Consider the following 19,369-nt stretch of genomic DNA (forward strand, 5'->3'; position numbering starts at 1 on the left):
TCTTTCAAAGTGCATTAATAACGCACTACACTCTCTAACGCCTCCAAGCCAGCCAAGTAGAGGTGAGCTTCTTCACAAACGGATTGAACAACTTCTTGCTTTGGTAGGCGTCAGCGGCTTTGCGAATTACTTCCGCTTGCGTTGGGTAAGGGTGAATCGTGTTAGCGATCGCGCTCAATCCTACCTTACTAACCATCGCCAGCGTCACTTCATTAATCATCTCCCCCGCATGACGGGCGACAATCGTTGCTCCCAAAATCTTGTCGCTTCCCTTCTTCAGATGTACCTTCGCAAATCCTTCCGTCTCGCCGTCTATAATTGCCCGATCCACTTCATCTAACTCAAAGCAGAAGGTATCAATCTCCATCCCCTGCTCTTGAGCATCCTGTGCAGACATCCCCACATGGGCAATCTCTGGAGCGGTGAAAGTACACCACGGCATGACGAGAGAACTAAGTTTTTTGCGTCCAATTCCAAAAACCGAGAATAGCGCATTCTGAATGACAATTCGCGCTGCCGCATCAGCTGCGTGAGTAAACTTCTGCTTCATCGCCACATCACCAACCCCATAGATGCGCGGATTGGTCGTTTGCAGGTAATCGTTGATCGTTATACCCTTTTTCTTGTCATACTCAACACCAACAGCGTCAAGATTTAATCCTTCTACGCTGGGGGCGCGTCCTACAGCCACCAAAATCTCGTCCACTGTCACGGTTTCAGTTTTGCCATCGATTTCGTAGTGGAGGACTTTTTCTGCAACAGGGCGTTCAACGCGTTGGGTTTTCGCGTTTAAAATGACCCGAACGCCTTCTCGAATCAACGTCTGTTGGATAATCTCCGCCGCATCTGCATCAACGCGTTCTAGTAGGCGTGAACCCTTTTGCAGCAACACCACCTCGGAACCTAGGCGCTGAAACGTCTGGGCTAACTCGCAGCCAATGTAACCGCCGCCGATGATAGCGAGGCGTTTGGGACGTTCGGTGAGGGAAAATACCGTCTCGTTGGTGAGATATCCTACTTCTTTTAATCCTTCAATGGGCAGTTCTACAGCTCGCGAACCTGTAGCAATTACCGCCTTTTTAAAGCGCAGAGTTTTCCTCCCCACCTCTACCGTGTCAGAACCAGAAAAACGCGCTTCCCCAAGAAAAACATCGACGCCAAACTCCTGCGTAAAGCGCTTGGCAGAGTCGTTACTGCTAATATCCGCACGTACCCGTCGCAGCCGTTCCATAACCGCCGGAAAATCAACCGTTGTCCCCTCCGGAACGCAGACACCATACTGCTGGGCATTCTCTACCTCTGCCACAGCGCGAGCCGAGCGAATCACTGCCTTTGAAGGCACACAACCGACATTCGTGCAATCGCCGCCCATGAGATGCTTTTCAATTAAAGCCACCTTCGCACCCAAAAGTGCTGCCCCGGCTGCTGTTACCAGTCCAGCTGTACCAGCGCCAATTACTACTAAGTTATAACGAGGTGCTGGTATGGGGTTTACCCAGTCGGGAGGATGAAGGTTGGAAACCAAGGTTTGGTTATGAACATCCATCGGGGGAACTTTAACCGATGCGATCGCGGGCTTTGGCATTAATAACTTCTCCTGAGAATACAGACTTAACTCTGTCTTCCCTAACGTACCATCAGTTTTTTGCAGTAGTGGAATAAAAAGTAAGGATAAATACTTAGTGAAATTTGGCGATCGCTCTAATTATTTAATGCTACTACTCTTAAAATCTCGCCCAGTTATCTTTGTTTGGAGCGGCAAACTAAACTGTTCGCAAAAAAGGTAGCACTAAATCAAAGTGGCAGCCTTAGCGTCGTGACAATCATTATTGAACTTCGCCTGCTTGCTCATACTCCTTATTTAGATAGAGCGATCGCCCTGTTAAAGGTATTTATCCTGGTAAGACTTTTGCATCATTTCCACCAGAATTTACAGTAACCTCCTTTTATTCCTCGTCTCCTGCATTCCCACTAGCTCGCTGAGTAGCCGCACGATTCTCCGGACTTTCTTCTCTGGCTCGTCTTGCATCCTCTCCTTCACCAAGAATTTCTTCTGGGTCTATTTCAAGTCCGGCAGCAATATCAAGACTATCATTAGCGTTGGTATTAGGTTTTGCTGAGTGACCTTTATGACTAGCCTGTCCACCTGGCATAAATAGTTTCTCCATTTTGTTAACTAAAGATACTTCAGCTTAGATGCACTTCTTATGAGGAATACCCTATCTAGAGACTTAAATTGTCTAGGTCTCTAATAAGTTCTTTATAGAAAATTTACTGCCATAGCAAGAGATACCGAAATCGGCTTTTTATCTCTCGCTTACTGGCAATTGTTACGGGGATATAGCGTTAAGTAAGACAAGGTAAATGATTAAAGGCTTGTAGTCAGGACTTTAGCCCTGACTACGGAACAATTTAAAAAAATCACCTTACAACACAATTTTTGATTTATTGTTGCCTACTTACTTCTTACTTTTCGGAATTTGCAGCGATCGCCTCATTTTGAAATGAATTTCTCTTTTTCTAGAGAAATCAAACAATACTCAAGGTTAACTAAACCAATCAAATTGACAATACTATTGGTAAATTTTACGGTTTCTTCTTAAAAAATTAGCAAGGAAATTTGTTACTCTTCTGCGACCAGTAATCAGGACACTCATTGGCTTCTGTACTGAGAACTTTAGAGGGATGCACAGCACATTTAAGATAGTGATTATTTTCAAAAAATCGACAACTTAAACAGGGATACTTGCAAGCCTTTTCTAGGGGATTAGGTTTGCTACGTAAGCTCTTCCATACATTGAGTGGGACAAGAAAAAGCAAAGCCCAAGCTATTAGCGTTAGGTAAAGCGGAGTCCACAGAAGCCCTTCATTAGCAATTGTCACCTGATCATGACTTGTTTTAGCCGGAGATTCCTCTATCCGCTCTACTACCTGAAAACTATTCTCTCCTGCCAGATCTTGATTTGGAATTTCCTTGCCTTCCATCTTACTTAATCTCTAACGTCTTATTAACATCTTAATTCATTCTAAAAAAACCTAAGAAGCTCAGTCTAATTTTGTAACTTTTTTGGGGCGAAAATCACTTTAATTAAACTAATGCCTGAGATTAAATAAAATTCTAAGTAAAAATTGAAACTTTTAATAGTCTTCTGAGGGAATAATACTTTTTCTCTTCCACTGCGACTTCTACCTAAAGCAGGGGACTGATCTGTGAATTAATTGTAGCTATGTATACAACAATCCTACACATTAGAATCTATAGTCGGTGTCAGACAAATTTCTCCTAAAAAAGGGTATAAAATCGCCTTCTATCTTTAGGAGGATGAAACAAAAAAGAGTTACTGATGCCCTAACAGCTCAATATTGTCTTGAAGGAAAGAAAAACCCTCACCCTAAAGCCCTCTCAATCAGGGAGAAAGGGCTTTAAGGTCAGGGCTTCATGGCGTCAACACTAGTTTCCCTATTCTTGGTCTACTGCGTTGTATTCAGAATGTGACCAATCATCTTCCTATCGAGCAACTTGTTAAATGATGGTGCCATCGGTAATCTTGGCATTCTTCAGCACAACGACAATACCGTTACGGATGAAAAAGCCTTCGTCTTCACGTTCGGCTTCCTCAACTCTGTCCTTATTAATAATTTGCACATGGCGACCAATACGGGCATTTTTGTCAATAATGGCGCGGCGAATGGTAGTTTCTTCGCCAATGCCTAGTGGAACACCGCCTTCTTGTAAACCGGATTGGCGTTCAGCAAACGGCTCATAGAAGTCAGCCCCCATAATCAGGGCATCTTCGATGGTACAGCCTGCTTCTATACGAGAACGGATTCCTAATACGGAGTTAGTAATCCGGCATTGTTTAAGGATGCAGCCTTCCCCAATGATGGATTCTGTCACCCGGCTATCTAGAAGCTTAGTGGGAGGTAAGTAACGAGCACGGGTATAAATCGGGGCTTTTTCGTCGTAGAAGCTAAAGGGTGGCTGAGGTTGGCGTGTCAGTGCCAAGTTAGCGTTGTAGAACGCTTCAATGGTTCCAATGTCTTCCCAGTAGTCATCAAATAGGTAGGCTTGGATATTATGGTCGTCAGCAGCACCGGGAAGAATTTCCTTACCAAAGTCGGTTTGATCGGGAAACTGATTGAGTAACTTCATCATTACATCGCGTTTGAAGACATAAATCCCCATGGAGGCGATGTAAGGACTTTTTTTCGCCTGTTCGGCGTCAAGACCTAGGGTTGTTGTATCAACCTGCATCTTTTTCAGGGCGTCCCCTTTGGGTTTTTCGCTGAAATCGACAACTCGTCCGGTATCATCGATTTTCATCAAACCAAAGTCTGATGCCCGCTTTTCGTCGATAGGAACCACTGATAGTGTGATATCTGCTCCGGTTTCGCGGTGGCGCTGCACAAACTTACGGTAGTCCATCCGGTACAGGTGGTCGCCGGAGAGAATCAAGTACTCATCAATGTCCCACTCTTGGAATAGCCAGAGATATTGCCGCACAGCGTCAGCCGTACCTTGGAACCAACTGGGGTTTTCGGCGGTTTGTTGGGCAGCGAGTACCTCCACAAAGCCATCGGTAAAGCCAGAAAAGCTATAGGCGCGGGCAATGTGGCGGTTGAGGGAGGCTGAGTTGAATTGGGTTAGGACATAGATTTTATAAATTTCTGAATTGATGCAATTACTGACTGGGATATCAATTAAGCGGTACTTTCCGGCTAGGGGAACAGCAGGTTTTGCCCGTAGTTTTGTCAGGGGATAAAGGCGAGTTCCCGCGCCGCCACCAAGAATAATTCCTAAGACCTTCTTCACAAAAAACCTCTCTACTAGTTGTCGAGTTTCAAATTCAGTGTTTGAGTTGGGAGTAGTGGTTGGCGATCGCTTCAGGAGGAAGTAAACCACCACCACTTTTTTTTGGCGTTATTGCAATGCCGTATCCATCAAAATTTGTTGAGCGCTTTGTGCATTGGTTCCGTCAGCCGGATGCCGTTGAATGTAGCGTCCATCAGGTTGCAAATCCCAAGCTTGACGGTTGTCTGCTAGCATAATCCCCATAATTTCTTGCAAATCTTTAGCAATTTCTGGGTCTTCTACGGGGGTAATTGCTTCTACCCTGCGGTCGAGATTCCGGGGCATCCAGTCTGCACTTCCGATATAAACCTCCTCTTGACCTCGGTTGTGAAAGTAAAAAATACGTGAATGTTCTAGGAATCGACCAATAATGCTCAAGACACGAATGTTGTCGCTGACTCCTTCAACACCGGGACGCAGACAGCAAATGCCGCGCACAATCAAATCGATTTGGACACCTGCTTGAGATGCTTCGTAGAGGGTGGCAATAAGCTGCGGGTCTACTAAGGCATTCATTTTGGCAACGATACGACCGCTTGCGCCGGAGCGGCAGTTTTCAATTTCCCGATTGATCAAGAACATCATGCGATCGCGCAAGTTGACAGGTGCCACCATCAGCTTACGGTAAGACCGTTGCCGGGAGTAACCCGTTAAGAAATTAAATAAATCTGTTAAATCTGCTCCTAAGTCTTCACGACAGCTCAAAAGCCCTATATCGGTGTAAATCCGCGCTGTCTTGGGATTATAATTTCCCGTGCCGATATGGACGTAGCGCCGAATCTCATTGTTTTCGCGACGCACCACCAGCACCACCTTCGTGTGTGTCTTTAACCCCGTCACTCCGTAGACAACATGCACCCCAGTACGTTCTAGCTTCCGCGCCCAGGTAATATTGTTTTCTTCATCAAATCGCGCTTTCAACTCCATCAGTACGGCAACTTGTTTGCCATTCTCCGCCGCTGCAATCAAGGCACTGAGAATAGGGGAATCCCCTGACGTCCGGTACAATGTCATCTTAATTGCCAAGACATTCGGGTCATGAGCCGCCGTGGTGATAAAGCGCTGCACTGTTCCTGAAAAGGAATGATAGGGGTGGTGCAGCATCACATCCGAGTTGCGAATCACCGAAAAAAAGTCTTTCTCTTCATCCGCTTCTGCATGTCGTAGTCGCGGTGGCAACACAGGAGTCCACGGCGGGTCTTGGAGTTCCGCAATCGATAACTCCATAAAGCACATCAAATCGGATAACCCTAGCAGGCTTTCTACCTCATAAATATCCTTTTGGGCTAGTCCCAGCTCCCGCATCAGAGTGACCCGTACTGGCTCTGGTGTTGAGGTGTGAATTTCTAGACGGACAGTCGAACCTCCGAGGCGGCGTTTTCGCAACTCCTGCTCAATTGCCAACAGCAGATCATCGGCTTCATCTTCTTCGACTGCCAAATCAGCGTTGCGGGTAATACGAAACGGGTGATACTCTTGGATGTTCATCCCTGGAAACAACGCCTCCAGGTTATGAGCAATCACCTGTTCTAAAGGCACACCTGTCCAGAGGGCAGGACGACCCTTTTGCCGTTGCCGCAACTCCTCGGGTAAGGGGATAAATCGGGGCAATACTTTCGGCACTTTCACCCGTGCAAATAACTCTTCTCCTGTTTCTGGGTCTTTGATCACCACGGCTAAATTTAAGCTGAGGTTGGAAATGTAGGGGAAGGGGTGGGACGGGTCAACCGCTAGGGGGGTCAGAACCGGAAAAATTTGCTCCTCAAAGGTATTTTGCAAATAAGTGCGCTGTTCCTGGTTCAAGTCCATGTAGTCGAGAAGATGAATGCCTTCTCGTATTAGTTGGGGTCGCAGGACTTTCTCAAAATGCTGATGCTGTTGCGTTACCATCGGACGCAACAACTTACAAATTGCCTTTAGTTGTTCACTGGGGGTACGACCATCCGGTGTCAGCTTGCTGACCTTCGCAGCTACCTGTTGCTTCAAACCTGCAACACGCACCATAAAAAATTCATCTAAATTTGAGCTAAAAATGCTCATAAACTTGAGACGTTCCAACAGCGGCGTCCGAGGGTCGATCGCTTCTTGTAAGACTCGGTTGTTAAACTCTAGCCAGCTAAGTTCCCGATTAAAGTAGTATTGCGGGTCTCTAAGGCTAATTTCTGTGACAGTCGTTTTCGATTTCGGCATGATTTTGAGTTGGCACTGTCTTGTTACCGCTCGATTGATGGCAACTACAACAAATTGTTGACGAGTTTTGTGCCGTGCCACGCGATCGCTCGTAGCACTTCACTAATGGCTGATGAACTAGCACGGAAGCTAAATCTCCGCTTAATCCTAACCCGATCCCGATCCCTGTAAAACCTATCGTTTGATAGGAATACTGAAGTAGCGATATTTTTTAATAATGGAATAGCTTTGAGTTGCAATATTGTTTCACTGGCACCTTAACAGCTTGAGGCAAAGAAATCGTTAAGGCTGGTTCTGTTTAGGTGACAACGTTGACAAGTTTCGGCTATTCAGGAACGCCAGTGGTGGAAAACCGCCGTAAACTCGGTATTTTTAAAGGGATAGGGGAGGCAACGCGCACCTCTGGGGAGATGAATGTTTAAATCGACTTACTCAAGCCTTCCGGTTCAGTACGAATTCCAGCTACAAGCCCGATGCGATCGCACGGAAGCTTACAATTTGCCGGATTGGTATTCCTTCGGCAACATTTCCCCGGCAATTAATAACTACGGGAATGTCGCCTTCAAGATATTAGGAGCTTGGAATCAAGCCATTTGGTATGGAAGTGCAAGTACGGGGAGGATCGTCCATACCGGAGCCAGGGGCGCTTGTTTCAGCGGAGTCTCCTTGAATAACCGGGAATGTTTAGTTTGGGAACAGTTGCGATCGCATCGTAACGGCATCTGGCAGTACGAGGTGTCTACCAATACCACGACTCAACTGACCAGCGAACCCCAAGGAAGCTGCGGCTGGACGGCAGCAACCCTTAACGATCAGGGGATCATTGCCTTTCGGGCTAAATTTTCCGGCTCCTACGGCTTTGCTACCTACACCACTCCCTCAGAAACAACCGCAATTTTTGCCTTGACAGGGGACTTAGACGCCAGCAGTATTTATTCCTTTCTATTTCTCCCCTCCTTTAATAATCAAGGGCAGATTGCCGCAAAAGTACGCCTAGGGAAACCAGGAGCAATTGGGGATGAGCGACCCGATCAAATCCGGATCTTTGACGCCGATGGCTATTCCCGCTTGGTTGTGGCGAACCAAAATCATGACGCAGACTCACCCTATCAAAGCTTTGACAACAGCCTCGACTTCAACGACAACGGAAAAATTGCCTTCATCGCTACCCTAAAATCCGGTCAGCGTGCCGTTTTGCGGTTTGATGGCAACAAAACAGAATTAATCGCCATTGAAGGGGACGGACAGCTCTCACAAATCGAGCGTTTCCCACCCCGATTGAACAATCAAGGTTTGGTAATTTTCCGTGGCTTTGATGCCGCAGGCTTACGAGCTATCTGGGCAGGTAATGGCATCACTCTCCATAAAGTAGTGACAGCAAGAGATATTGTCCCCACCGACAAAGGGGAGTTGCGCCTAGCACGACCGGACAATAATGCCGTGTTTATCGGCTTACCCGACCTCAACGATCAGGGGGAGATTGTCTTTGCCGCCTCTTTGGCTGACCCAAACCACACCAGCACAGGCTTCGGAGCCGGGTTATTTGTCGCACGCTCTTGAGTCGGTGAGTAGACCTCTTGCATAAGTCGAATAGACCCCCCTTAATCCCCCCTTACTAAGGGGGGAGACTTGAAATCTTGCCCCCTCCCCTTACTAAGGGGAGGGTTGGGGAGGGGTCTGGTACATTTTTGCAAGAGGTCTAGTCCTGAGTCCTGAGTGGGAAGAAAGTATAAAGGGTGAAGTATGAAGGATGAAATAGGCGATTGGAGTAATGGCTAATCGTCATCAATTTTTCTCTCCCTCGCACCCCTGCACCCCTGCACCCCTGCTGCCCATCTCCCCCGCACCCCTGCACCCCTGCACCCCCGCACCCCTGCTTCCCCGCACCCTAACCTTCTGTAAGCTAAAATGCAAGCAGGATGAGCATTTCATCAAATTTAGTGCGGCATGATCGAAACACTTTCTACGCGACTTTACGAACTTGAGCAATTCGCTGATTCTCTCGTCTCAACGCAACTGACGCATCTGAGTTGGCTCAGTGTCGCGGTAATTTTTGGGGCGGGACTGCTTACGAGCCTGACGCCTTGTATGCTTTCTATGCTGCCAATTACGATTGGCTACATCGGCGGCTACGAAGCCAAAGGACGGTTGCAAGCCGCTGTGCAATCCACTTGGTTTTCTCTCGGTCTTGCTACCACCCTGGCAGGGTTAGGTATCCTCGCGGCGTCTTTGGGGCGAGTTTATGGGCAAGTTGGGGTGGGTTTGCCAATTGTTGTGAGTCTGATTGCGATTTTAATGGGGTTGAATTTGCTGGAAGCATTACCCCTACGCTTGCCTTCCTTTGGAGGAATGGAATGGATTTCTAAAGATTTGCCAGAAGGTGTGCGCTCTTATTTAATCGGTTTGACGTTTGGAGTGGTGGCATCTCCTTGTAGTACGCCCGTATTGATAACCTTGCTGGCATGGGTGTCGAGAACGCAGGATTTAGTATTAGGTGGTGCGATGTTGCTGGCTTATACGGCGGGTTATGTTGCCCCGTTGATTCTAGCCGGGACGTTTACGGCATCGATTAAGAAGTTGCTAGAATTACGCCGCTGGTCTGGTTGGATTACTCCGGCGAGTGGGGTACTTTTGGTCGGGTTTGGCGTTTTTTCCCTGCTGTCTCGGCTTCCTCTCAGGATTTTTTAGCTAGATGGAGGAGAATGAGCAAGCGCCAACTGTTGAGAGGGCAGCGCCTGTTGGTTCTATTGTTGTTTTTAATTAGTCATGACGTTAAAAGATTCGTTTTCAACAAAATTATTTAACTTGGCGTTAGCTCCACAACAGTTTTTCCGGCAGCAGGTTTTACCTGTGCTGGCAGATTTGCGGTTGGCAATTGTGTTGCTGCTAGCGATCGCGCTTTTTAGTATTAGTGGCACCGTCATTGAACAGGGTCAGTCGCTGGCGTTTTACCAGGCAAATTATCCTGAAGACCCCGCCTTATTTGGCTTCCTGAGTTGGAAAGTTCTTTTAACCCTAGGGCTAGACCATGTGTATCGAACTTGGTGGTTTCTCGCCCTGTTGGTGTTGTTTGGTAGCAGCCTCACGGCTTGTACGTTTACCCGACAGTTTCCCGCCCTAAAAGCGGCTCGTCGCTGGCAGTTTTACAAAGAACCCCGACAGTTTCAAAAACTTGCCCTCAGTGCTGAACTAGAGACAGGGTCTTTGGATTCTTTAGCCCAGTTACTAGAAAAACGGCGCTACAAGATATTTCGGGAAGGGAATACTCTCTACGCCCGCAAGGGAATTGTTGGGCGCATTGGCCCTATTGTTGTTCATGCCAGCATGTTGATTATTTTGGCAGGGTCAATTTGGGGCGCGATGACAGGCTTTGTGGCTCAGGAAATGGTTGAGAGTGGTAAAGCGTTTCAGGTCAAAAATATCATTGATGCTGGCCCTTGGGCATTACCGCAAATTCCTAAGGATTGGGGAATCGGGGTGAATCGCTTCTGGATTGACTACACTCCAAGTGGAGGTATCGACCAGTTTTACTCGGATTTGTCGGTTCTAGATCAAAATGGGCAGGAAGTTGACCGCCAAACCATTCACGTCAACAAACCCCTACGCTATCAGGGCGTTACCTTCTACCAGACTGATTGGGCGGTAGGGGCTGTGCGGATACAACTTAACAACAGCCCGATTTTCCACCTGCCAATGGCACAGTTAGATACTGGCGGAAAAGGTCGGCTTTGGGGAACTTGGGTTCCGACTAAACCTGATTTAAGTGCAGGTGTGTCTCTACTGGCGCGAGATTTGCAAGGAACGCTGCTGATTTATGACACCGCAGGTCAGTTAGTGTCTACTGTTCGCCCTGGTATGGAGACCCAAATTAACGGAATTACCTTAAAAGTCAAGGAAATTATTGGCAGCACTGGCTTACAAATCAAAGCCGATCCGGGCATCCCCTTTGTATATACGGGTTTTGGCTTGCTGATGGTGGGCGTGATTATGAGCTATGTTTCCCATTCTCAGATTTGGGCATTGCAAAAAGGCGATCGCGAAGCATCCCCTGAGGGCTATCACTTCTATGTCGGTGGTAGGACTAACCGCGCCCAAGTGGTGTTTGAGCGAGAAATCGTGGAGGTTTTGGAGCGCTTAAGCGAACCGCAGGAAGAGTATAAGGTGGCAGCGGAATCTATTTTGTCTACCCCGCCTGTGTAACGATAAGCTGCTACGTCCTGAGGATTGTCTTCACTTGCAGGCGTTATATCTGGCTCTACCTGATCAATGTCCGGTCGTCTTAGCGATCGCTGGCTCGCCTCCAGACGGCTCAATTCAGGCTCCTGTAGACACTTCAGATGTGATACTCTACTCAAAAGCGTTTGTTTCTCAAGAAAACCGGAGAAGCGCGATCGCCCAAAGGGCACACCGAAAATCGCTTTTAGCGGGTGATGGAGTTCACCCTAACCGCCGAGACTAGCTGATGCGCTAGTTATTCAGGCTGATGGCTCCTACTGTTCTGGTTTGTATGCCAGAGAGTAGGGGGTTTTTCGTCTAATCACTCTCTTACTCCTCTGGCGCTCAGGATGCGTAACGAGTTGACCGAGGAGAGAGAAAAAATATGTTAGCCAGTGCGCTATGGGTTTTGGTGGGCGGCTTTTTTGCGGGGCAACTTGCCCGACGATTGGGCGCACCACCGCTAATTGGGATGATTTTGATCGGCATTGTCCTCGGATCTCAAGTTGCCAATGCGATCGCCCCTGAAGTTTTAGACGCTGCTGATGATCTGCGAATCGTCGCCGTCACGATCATTTTGATGAAAGCAGGCTTGGGACTAGACCGGGAGAAACTGGCACAGCAGGGAACCGTCGCCTTGAGGTTAGGATTTTTACCCGCGTCCGTAGAGGCGGTGGTAGTAGCGATCGCCTCCATGTTCATGTTCAACTTTGACTTTCTCACTGGTCTATTACTGGGCTGTGTAGTTGGGGCAGAATCACCAGCGGTAATTGTTCCGGCAATGTTGCGGCTCAAAAGTCTCGGATGGGGCGTGACAAAAGGCATTCCCGATGCAATTTTGACAGGGAGTGCTTTGTCAGATGTCTTGCTGCTGTTAGTATTTGCTCTGCTGCTCAACTTCCTAGGGCAAGGTGGTGCAGAGTTAGTCAAATTACCCGGTGGACTGAGCCTATCTCCCTTGCAGCTCCTACCCTTTCAGGTGGTGCTGGAAATTGGTTTGGGATTGGCGGCTGGCTTTCTAGCTGCGAAATTACTGGTGTTGCTGTTAGTCAAGCAAAACTGGACGCGCAATGCCGTTCAAGACATGATCATTGCCGCCAGTGTGGCGCTATTTCTGGTTGTGTTTACAGGTGTGTTTCCCTATTACTCCGGCTATCTAGCCGTGATGGCAATGGGATTTTTTTTAATTGAGTTTGATCCTCCACTGGCTCGATTGATTCGGGGTGGGTTTGATGTCCTGTGGGCGGTAGCAGAGATTGTCTTGTTTGTCTTGCTGGGTGCAAGCATTCAGCTTCAGGTGTTAGGGGATGTACTGTTACCCGGTCTGCTGCTGCTGGTGATTGGGTTAGTGGTGGGACGGGGGATCGGCTGGTATCTCTCGACTGTGGGCAGCAATTGGACTGGGAAGGAAAAGGTGTTTTTGCTACCGGGAAATATGGCGAAAGCAACGGTGCAGGCGGCGATCGGTGCATTACCTCTGGCAGCAGGGATTGCAGGAGGGGAGATTATTTTAGCGATCGCTGCACTCTCCATTCTCACCACAGCTCCCCTTGGAGCCTGGGCAACTATCGTCTTTGCGCCCAAACTGCTAGAAAAGGGAGAGGTAGACCCCACCAAAGTAGCGGTTACAGGCCGTCCTGTATTTTTAGCAGCGGTGGATACCTCACCACTAGCCGCTGATGTCTTGACCAAAGCGGCTGACCTAGCTCGACGCAGTCATGGTGAGATTCTTGTTTTACATATAGACAATGTGGGAGACGAGCAAGCCGTCAAGGAATTACGGGAACAGACACAGCTGTTCCTATCTGATATTCGCTACGAATTCATGAGGCGATCGGGCACTGTACCAGAGGAGATTGTCCGTGTGGCGGAGGCTCGTCGAGTCACTGATGTCGTCATCGGTAAACGTGGTCATCAACGGGAAAATGTGCTGGTGGGGTCGGTTTCGCAAGCGGTTTTGGAAAGCAGTGCCATTCCCGTGATGATGGTCGAGAGAAAAGGTACTCAAGCAAATACAAAACCCGATCTCAGCCAGAACGCCGTAAGTAAGCGAGAATAAATCAAACTCTGTATGGCTAATAGCTAGCCGTTATTAATTTTTCTCCCCCTCATCTCCCCTGCTCCCCTGCTCCCCCGCTCCCCTGCTCCCCTGCTCCCCTGCTCCCCTGCTCCCCTGCTCCCCCGCTCCCCTGCTCCCCCGCTCCCCCGCTCCCCCGCCTCCTCTGCCGCTGTCTCTCTTCCTGACGCGCTTTCTTTTCCGGCGTGAGGCTGTCAAAACAATCAGGGCAAGAAATCCCCTCCTCGTACTTCGGCGAAGCCTGATCAGCCTCAGAAATCGGATGTCCGCAACTGAGACACTGTTGGTATGTTCCTTCTGCCAAACCTTGCTGAACAGCAACGCGCTCATCAAAGACAAAGCATTCCCCTTCCCAGAGGCTTTCTGCGGCGGGGATTGTTTCTAAGTATTTGAGAATTCCGCCTTTGAGGTGATACACCTCTTCAAACCCCTGACTAAGTAGATAGGAGGTGGCTTTTTCACAACGAATTCCTCCCGTACAAAAGAGGGCAACCTTTTGATGTTGCGTCGGGTCGAGATGATTTTGAACGTAGTCAGGAAATTCTCTAAAGGATTCAGTTTGCGGGTTTTTTGCCCGCTTAAATGTGCCAATCTTCACCTCATAGTCGTTGCGGGTATCAACCACGACTACCTCAGGATCGTCAATCAGGTCGTTCCACTCTTGCGGACTGACATATGTTCCTACTTGTTGGGTTGGGTCAGCTTCTGAGACGCCGAGACTGACAATTTCCTTCTTTAACCGGACTTTCAGTCGCTCAAAGGGAGGAGCCGTGGTGTAAGACTCCTTCGCTTCTAAGTCTGCTAAATGAGGATCAGCACGCAGAAAGGCGAGGGTGGCATCAATTGCTAAACGAGAACCCGCGATCGTGCCATTAATGCCTTCTTCCGCCAGCAGGATTGTCCCTTTGATGCCCTGCTGTTGGCAGTAAGACAGCAGGAGTTCTTTCTTCTCGGCAAAATCCGGCAGTTTGACAAATTTATAAAATGTAGCAACAACCTGGTTCATGCTCGCCTGCAAACAGTTTTTGCAGTATTCCCTTCCGTTTGTACTAGATCTACTTTATCGATTCTCAGGTTTTTTCTAGATATTTCTTGCCAAAGTCAGTGGAAAAGGTATAATAGGGATCGTGGGTTCAAAAACCGACAGGTTTCGGGGGTTTAGCTCAGTTGGTAGAGCGCCTGCTTTGCAAGCAGGATGTCAGCGGTTCGAGTCCGCTAATCTCCATTAAATAAATTTGTACGTTCGCCAAATTATTGTCGCTATTAACGGATTGGTGTCGTAATTCGCAATCGGCTGAGGATTTGAAGCGGAGAGGGCAGCAGAAGCGATCGCGCTAAGTGCACCAAACTTACTAAGTTTGGGTATTCGCTAAGTGTCCAAAACTCACTCAAGTCTTTCATCTGGAAGTGAATTGGTTCTATATGCCTGATCAGGATGATTCGGTTGGTCAGGATATTTAAGTTCCAGTAAATCCTGTAAGAGCAAGAACTTTACATAGTGATTCCGGATGCTGTCTGGTTTGCGTTCCAATAGGTCAGCTAATGTTCGGAGTGATAGGTAATGTTCGGAGCAGAGTTGTAGAATGACTTTCTCTACTAAGCTCTTGTTTACGCGACCTTTCTCACGGACAGGAGTGGCAATCTCTTGCAAACGTTTGTAGTGTTCGGAGTTTGGCTCGTAATGTTCGGAGCTTGGCTCGTAATGTTCGGAGCTTAACTCGTAATGTTCGGAGCTTGGGAACAGTGAAAGCAAATCAGATTGACGCTGGTTTGGGAGAGTATAGTGGGTGCCACGACCACGACCAAATTGTTCAAGCCAGCCCTTATTCACTAAGCGCTTAAGACATTCACCAATTTCTCTGGGGTGCTCTTGTGTGTAACGCTGAACACCCATGTTATTAATCTCGCCAGAGCGGTGGGCTAGCACTAGGACGATTCGGTCTATCTCTGTCAAGTTAAAATAATCATCCCCCACAATTTCCTTTAATTCCCTTTCAACATCTTCAGGAATTAAACTGAGCATTGGCAGGTCAACGGATGTCACTTCTAGGTCTAGTTTTTCTGAAACAAGGGGAATCAACCATTGCTGTTCTCTCCAAGCACGGAGAATTTTCTCGAAGCCAGAGCCTGCCTTCTCTCCTAAGCCCAGCATTTGAAACATTTTTTGTAGGTTGGGGTTACGAGCATCGCTAACACCACCTTCATAAAGACGCTGAAGAAGGATTCTCAAACGACCGGGATTAGAGAATAAAAAACGGTCTGAGATTTTAATAACTACGATAGGGCGTGTAGATTGATGGTCGGCATGGATGAGAGTATTGACTAAAGCTTCTCGCAGTGCCTCATGCACATGGGTTTCACCCCGGCGCACAGCGTCTTTGTCAAGTTGAAATGGGACATCTAAGTCATTTACTAAGCGACCATATACCCGATAGTAAAAGTTAAACAGATTTGGTTCCCATCTTCCATCGAGCGTCAGGCGATAAGTCCACCGTGTCTCTGGGTCGTCAGAAAGCCGCTCCTGGTAATCAATCTGGTAGTGAGGCAGGAAATCTTGGATACTGCGCTCACGACCAAACATCAGTAAACCAGCTAGTGTTAGCCCTTCTTTCCCTGTAGTGCGATCGCGACGCCAACCACCTAGCTGACAGAGCAGATTGCGATCGTCTAGTGCCAGCCAAGGATGATCGGGTTCCCTAGAACTAAACCGTTGGCGAAATGATTTCAATGTTTCTTGGTCGAGGTCAGTAAGGTCAAACCCTTCTAAAATCTGAAAGTCTTGAGCATCCTTACTGGCATCCCGTAGCATCTGCCACACTTCCTCTTGAGTGCAGCGGTAATCTCCCTCATAATTACGCTTGTAGGTGCCAGTCATGGGGTTATTGTTGATATACACAGGTCGCTGGGTACGTGCAGCTCTGGGTACCCAAATAGTGATTAGGCTGTGTCCATCAACCTTTAAAACTTGCACATTAGAGTTGGAACAGATTGGGGCATTGAGCTTTTGTGGATTATTATGAATATCCCAGAAGTTTTTCTGTGCGCCATTGGGGTTGCGTACCCCAGAAATTACAAGCCTGCCCTTACTCTCACTTACACCGAGAACAATATAGCCTCCGTCTGTATTGGCAAAGGCGGATACTGTTTCCCACAAATCTTTTGGTAATCCACCATCGGCAGACTTGAACTCAATGTCTTGGTCTTCTCCGAGGTCTAGATGTTGTAGTAACGTTTCTACATCCATTCAAGTGAAAAATAGGTGGTAGACACTCCAGGCAGCAAAAATTGCCTTCTACCATTCTAGTTTTAGCCTCTGGTTGAGTTTTGCGAATGTACAACGGATTTAGGGAAATTGACACCGGAAGAGGGCAATCCCTGTAAAATAAATCCGACCTTGCTTATAGTTGGTAGCCAATGGGCATTGACCCAAACGTTCTTGCAACATTAGACAACCCACGAACCGTCATTGGTGTTGATTTAGGGGGAACAGCAATTAAGCTGGGGCGGTTTGCTGAGGATGGTGCTTGCTTGCAGTCCTTGACGATACCGACGCCTCAACCTGCGACTCCAGAAGCGGTGGTAGAAGTGATGGTAGAGGCGATCGCGTCTCTCAATACGGCTACACAACCCGCCATGGCGATTGGGATTGGGACTCCTGGCCCGGCTGATGCTGAGGGGAGAATTACCAGAGTGGCAATTAATCTGGCAGGGTGGAAGGATGTGCCCTTAGCTGATTGGTTGGAAGCTCGGCTGGGTTGCCCAACCATATTGGCAAACGATGCTAATTGTGCGGGTTTAGGAGAAGCTTGGTTAGGAGCAGGTCAAAAATTTCGCAATTTGATTTTGCTTACCCTCGGTACGGGAGTTGGGGGCGCAATTATTTTAGATAACCAGCTTTTTGTGGGTGCTAGAGGAGCGGCGGGGGAGTTGGGGTTAATTACCCTTAACCCAGATGGGCCACCCTGTAATAGTGGTAATCAAGGTTCTCTAGAGCAGTATCTTTCGATTCAAGCGATTCGCCGCAGCACAGGCAAAGAACCCGCAGAATTAGGGGCGATGGCGAGGGAGGGGAAACCAGAAGCGATCGCCTTTTGGGAAAGCTACGGGCGCAACTTAGGGGCAGGGTTGGCAAGCCTAATTTATGTCCTCACGCCGGAAGTGGTGGTGATTGGCGGTGGGGTAAGTGCCAGTGCAGAATTTTTCTTTCCCGCTGCGTGGGCAGAAATTGAGCGGCGGGTGCTGCCTAGTTCCCGCGAGGATTTACAGCTACTGACGGCGGAACTCGGCAATCAAGCGGGGATGGTTGGTGCGGCAAAGTTGGCTTGGCAAAAGTTGGGAGCAAGCGGACATCAGCGTTGAAAATGAGTTGAAGGTTGCCTAACCTCCAATTGTGATGGAAGTCTAGAATTTAGATAACTAGTCGGTTATCGAGAACTACATCAAAGGCAAATGTTGAGCGTATCGCTTGAGCAAGGGCAACAAGGTAGTGAGAGTCTCAATCCTGGGGACTGGTCATGGCGGTTCTGGCTGGCTGTGCCACTCTACCCCTACGGTAGGCGGCGGACACTCCGCAAAGAAGTAGTTAAGGACACCATCTGGACTTTTGACCAGATGCAGGGCATCCTCTACACCGTTGTACCGATTCGGATGAGTGTGGTTAAGCTGGAAAAGGGGGGTCTGCTTGTTTATGCCCCAGTCGCACCAACAAGAGAGTGTATCCGGCTGGTTAAGGAGTTAGAGGCTAAATACGGTGAGGTGAAGTACATCATCTTACCCACTGCTTCTGGCTTAGAACATAAGGTTTTTGTGGGCCCGTTTGCTAGATGTTTTCCTCAAGCGCAGGTTTTCGTGACGGCGAATCAGTGGAGTTTCCCGCTGAATTTGCCGCTGGCTTGGCTTGGCTTCCCCACTAAACGCACTCATGTACTCCCTGAGGCTAGCGGTGATGCCCCGTTTGCCGATGAGTTTGACTACGAAGTACTGAGTATTGATCTGGGACGGGGGTCGTTTGAAGAAGTTGCTTTATTTCACAAGCGATCGCGCACTCTACTAGTCACAGACTCTGTGCTTTCTGTGCAGGAGTTGCCCCCAGAAATTGTCCAGCTTAACCCGTACCCCTTGCTATTTCACGCTAGGGATAATGGGCTTGAGGTGGTTAAAGACAGTGAGGCGAACCGCCGCAAGGGATGGCAGCGCATTTCATTGTTTGCTTTGTATTTCAGTCCCAGCACCTTAGAGACGATTGGACTGGGGCAAGGATTTCGCGACGCCCTCAAAGCACCGGATCGCTCAAAAAAGGCGTATTTCGGTTGGTTTCCGTTCCGATGGAAGAGCGACTGGAGGCAGTCATTCAAGGCACTACGAGGCGGCGGTCGTCTATTTGTGGCACCAATTCTACAGACGTTCATTTTCAACCAAGCACCGAGAGAAGTCCTCGACTGGGCAGACAAGGTGGCTTTATGGAAGTTTCAGCGGATTATTCCCTGCCACTTTGACGCACCTATTGAGGCAAGTCCGCATCAGTTCCGGCAGGCGTTCACCTTCCTTGAGAAGCCTTCTATAGGTGGGGACATAAAAGAGAGTGGAAGTCAGCCTCTACCTGAAGAGGACTTGGAGTTTATCAGGAATCTCGAAGAGAATCTGACCAAGCGCGGCATTACATCGGCAGGGAAGGAATAAGGTGTAGGGGGGTGATTATGGGAAGGGCGCGATCGCAATCCCTTTTCGACATAGCACTTCTTCGCTCACTCAAATTTTGGCGGATGTTCCCCTACCTTCACCCACATCCGACGCACGCGAATCAACTGGGGACGATTCATCTTTAGAGCAGCAATTGTTGCTCGACCAATAGGTGTCAACCCGACTAACTCTGTACCCTCCTAACTCCAGGTAAAATGCTCTTCCCAAACTTGACGATAAGGATGAAACAAAGGAACTGTCTGCTGGGTAGAAGGCGATCGCTTCTCGTACTACTTCAGATTTGGGAGAGTGGAATTTGAAGAGGATAGTGCGATCGCGTATCGTGCCGTAGGCAT

General features: G+C 48.3%; 13 protein-coding genes, 1 tRNA gene, 1 pseudogene and 1 riboswitch. Of the genes and pseudogenes, 8 read left to right on the forward strand and 7 right to left on the reverse strand.

Annotated elements, in window-relative coordinates; all coding sequences use genetic code 11:
- Positions 1-34: 34 nt before the first annotated feature.
- A complete protein-coding gene (locus tag AC5JR3_RS07680) occupies positions 35-1,585 on the reverse strand; it encodes a mercuric reductase (RefSeq protein ID WP_495844597.1) in 1,551 nt (516 codons plus the stop codon).
- Between the two features lie 231 nt (positions 1,586-1,816).
- Between AC5JR3_RS07680 and AC5JR3_RS07685 the strand changes: the two genes are divergently transcribed.
- The gene (locus AC5JR3_RS07685) at positions 1,817-1,939 is read left to right on the forward strand and encodes a hypothetical protein (RefSeq protein ID WP_495844598.1); all 123 of its coding nucleotides are present in this window, start codon (positions 1,817-1,819) and stop codon (positions 1,937-1,939) included.
- 7 nt (positions 1,940-1,946) lie between these two features.
- Here the strand turns inward: AC5JR3_RS07685 and AC5JR3_RS07690 are convergent, their stop codons facing one another.
- The 3 genes from AC5JR3_RS07690 to ppk1 all read right to left on the reverse strand — a co-directional run bounded on the left by AC5JR3_RS07690 (position 1,947) and on the right by ppk1 (position 7,042).
- Positions 1,947-2,153, reverse strand: coding sequence for a hypothetical protein (locus tag AC5JR3_RS07690; protein ID WP_495844600.1), 207 nt, complete (start codon positions 2,151-2,153; stop codon positions 1,947-1,949).
- Positions 2,154-3,523: 1,370 nt separating this feature from the next.
- On the reverse strand, positions 3,524-4,813 hold the full coding sequence (locus AC5JR3_RS07695; protein ID WP_495844759.1) for a glucose-1-phosphate adenylyltransferase: 1,290 nt from the start codon (positions 4,811-4,813) through the stop codon (positions 3,524-3,526).
- A gap of 108 nt (positions 4,814-4,921) precedes the next feature.
- Positions 4,922-7,042, reverse strand: a complete 2,121-nt coding sequence (gene ppk1, locus AC5JR3_RS07700; RefSeq protein ID WP_495844761.1) for a polyphosphate kinase 1 — start codon at positions 7,040-7,042, stop codon at positions 4,922-4,924.
- Between the two features lie 414 nt (positions 7,043-7,456).
- On the opposite strand from ppk1, the gene AC5JR3_RS07705 reads away from it, so the two are divergent.
- The 4 genes from AC5JR3_RS07705 to AC5JR3_RS07720 all read left to right on the forward strand — a co-directional run bounded on the left by AC5JR3_RS07705 (position 7,457) and on the right by AC5JR3_RS07720 (position 13,316).
- The gene (locus AC5JR3_RS07705; protein WP_495844602.1) at positions 7,457-8,602 is read left to right on the forward strand and encodes a DUF7453 family protein; all 1,146 of its coding nucleotides are present in this window, start codon (positions 7,457-7,459) and stop codon (positions 8,600-8,602) included.
- A gap of 387 nt (positions 8,603-8,989) precedes the next feature.
- Positions 8,990-9,730 carry a cytochrome c biogenesis protein CcdA gene (locus tag AC5JR3_RS07710; RefSeq protein ID WP_495844604.1) on the forward strand — a complete coding sequence of 247 codons (741 nt, stop codon included), beginning with the start codon at positions 8,990-8,992 and terminating at the stop codon, positions 9,728-9,730.
- A gap of 78 nt (positions 9,731-9,808) precedes the next feature.
- On the forward strand, positions 9,809-11,242 hold the full coding sequence (locus AC5JR3_RS07715) for a cytochrome c biogenesis protein (RefSeq protein ID WP_495844606.1): 1,434 nt from the start codon (positions 9,809-9,811) through the stop codon (positions 11,240-11,242).
- Between the two features lie 217 nt (positions 11,243-11,459).
- Positions 11,460-11,542: riboswitch (Fluoride riboswitch) on the forward strand.
- 100 nt (positions 11,543-11,642) lie between these two features.
- Positions 11,643-13,316, forward strand: a complete 1,674-nt coding sequence (locus AC5JR3_RS07720) for a cation:proton antiporter (protein WP_495844608.1) — start codon at positions 11,643-11,645, stop codon at positions 13,314-13,316.
- Positions 13,317-13,365: 49 nt separating this feature from the next.
- Here the strand turns inward: AC5JR3_RS07720 and trhO are convergent, their stop codons facing one another.
- Positions 13,366-14,340, reverse strand: coding sequence for an oxygen-dependent tRNA uridine(34) hydroxylase TrhO (trhO, locus tag AC5JR3_RS07725; protein ID WP_495844610.1), 975 nt, complete (start codon positions 14,338-14,340; stop codon positions 13,366-13,368).
- 146 nt (positions 14,341-14,486) lie between these two features.
- Here trhO and AC5JR3_RS07730 point away from each other — a divergent pair.
- Positions 14,487-14,559, forward strand: a tRNA-Ala gene (locus tag AC5JR3_RS07730).
- A gap of 159 nt (positions 14,560-14,718) precedes the next feature.
- Here the strand turns inward: AC5JR3_RS07730 and AC5JR3_RS07735 are convergent.
- Entirely contained in the window at positions 14,719-16,578 is a 1,860-nt protein-coding gene (locus tag AC5JR3_RS07735; protein WP_495844612.1) for an RNA/DNA-binding domain-containing protein, read from the reverse strand.
- A gap of 170 nt (positions 16,579-16,748) precedes the next feature.
- Here AC5JR3_RS07735 and AC5JR3_RS07740 point away from each other — a divergent pair, with 170 nt between their 5' ends.
- Positions 16,749-17,693 carry an ROK family protein gene (locus AC5JR3_RS07740; protein WP_495844614.1) on the forward strand — a complete coding sequence of 315 codons (945 nt, stop codon included), beginning with the start codon at positions 16,749-16,751 and terminating at the stop codon, positions 17,691-17,693.
- Positions 17,694-17,783: 90 nt separating this feature from the next.
- Positions 17,784-19,013 (forward strand): DUF4336 domain-containing protein, encoded by a 1,230-nt coding sequence (locus AC5JR3_RS07745; RefSeq protein ID WP_495844617.1) that lies wholly within the window; start codon positions 17,784-17,786, stop codon positions 19,011-19,013.
- Positions 19,014-19,078: 65 nt separating this feature from the next.
- On the opposite strand, the pseudogene AC5JR3_RS07750 reads toward AC5JR3_RS07745, so the two are convergent.
- A pseudogene (locus AC5JR3_RS07750) lies at positions 19,079-19,288 on the reverse strand (HNH endonuclease); the annotation flags it as partial.
- Between the last annotated feature and the right edge of the window lie 81 nt (positions 19,289-19,369).

Source organism: Kastovskya adunca (assembly GCF_059505785.1).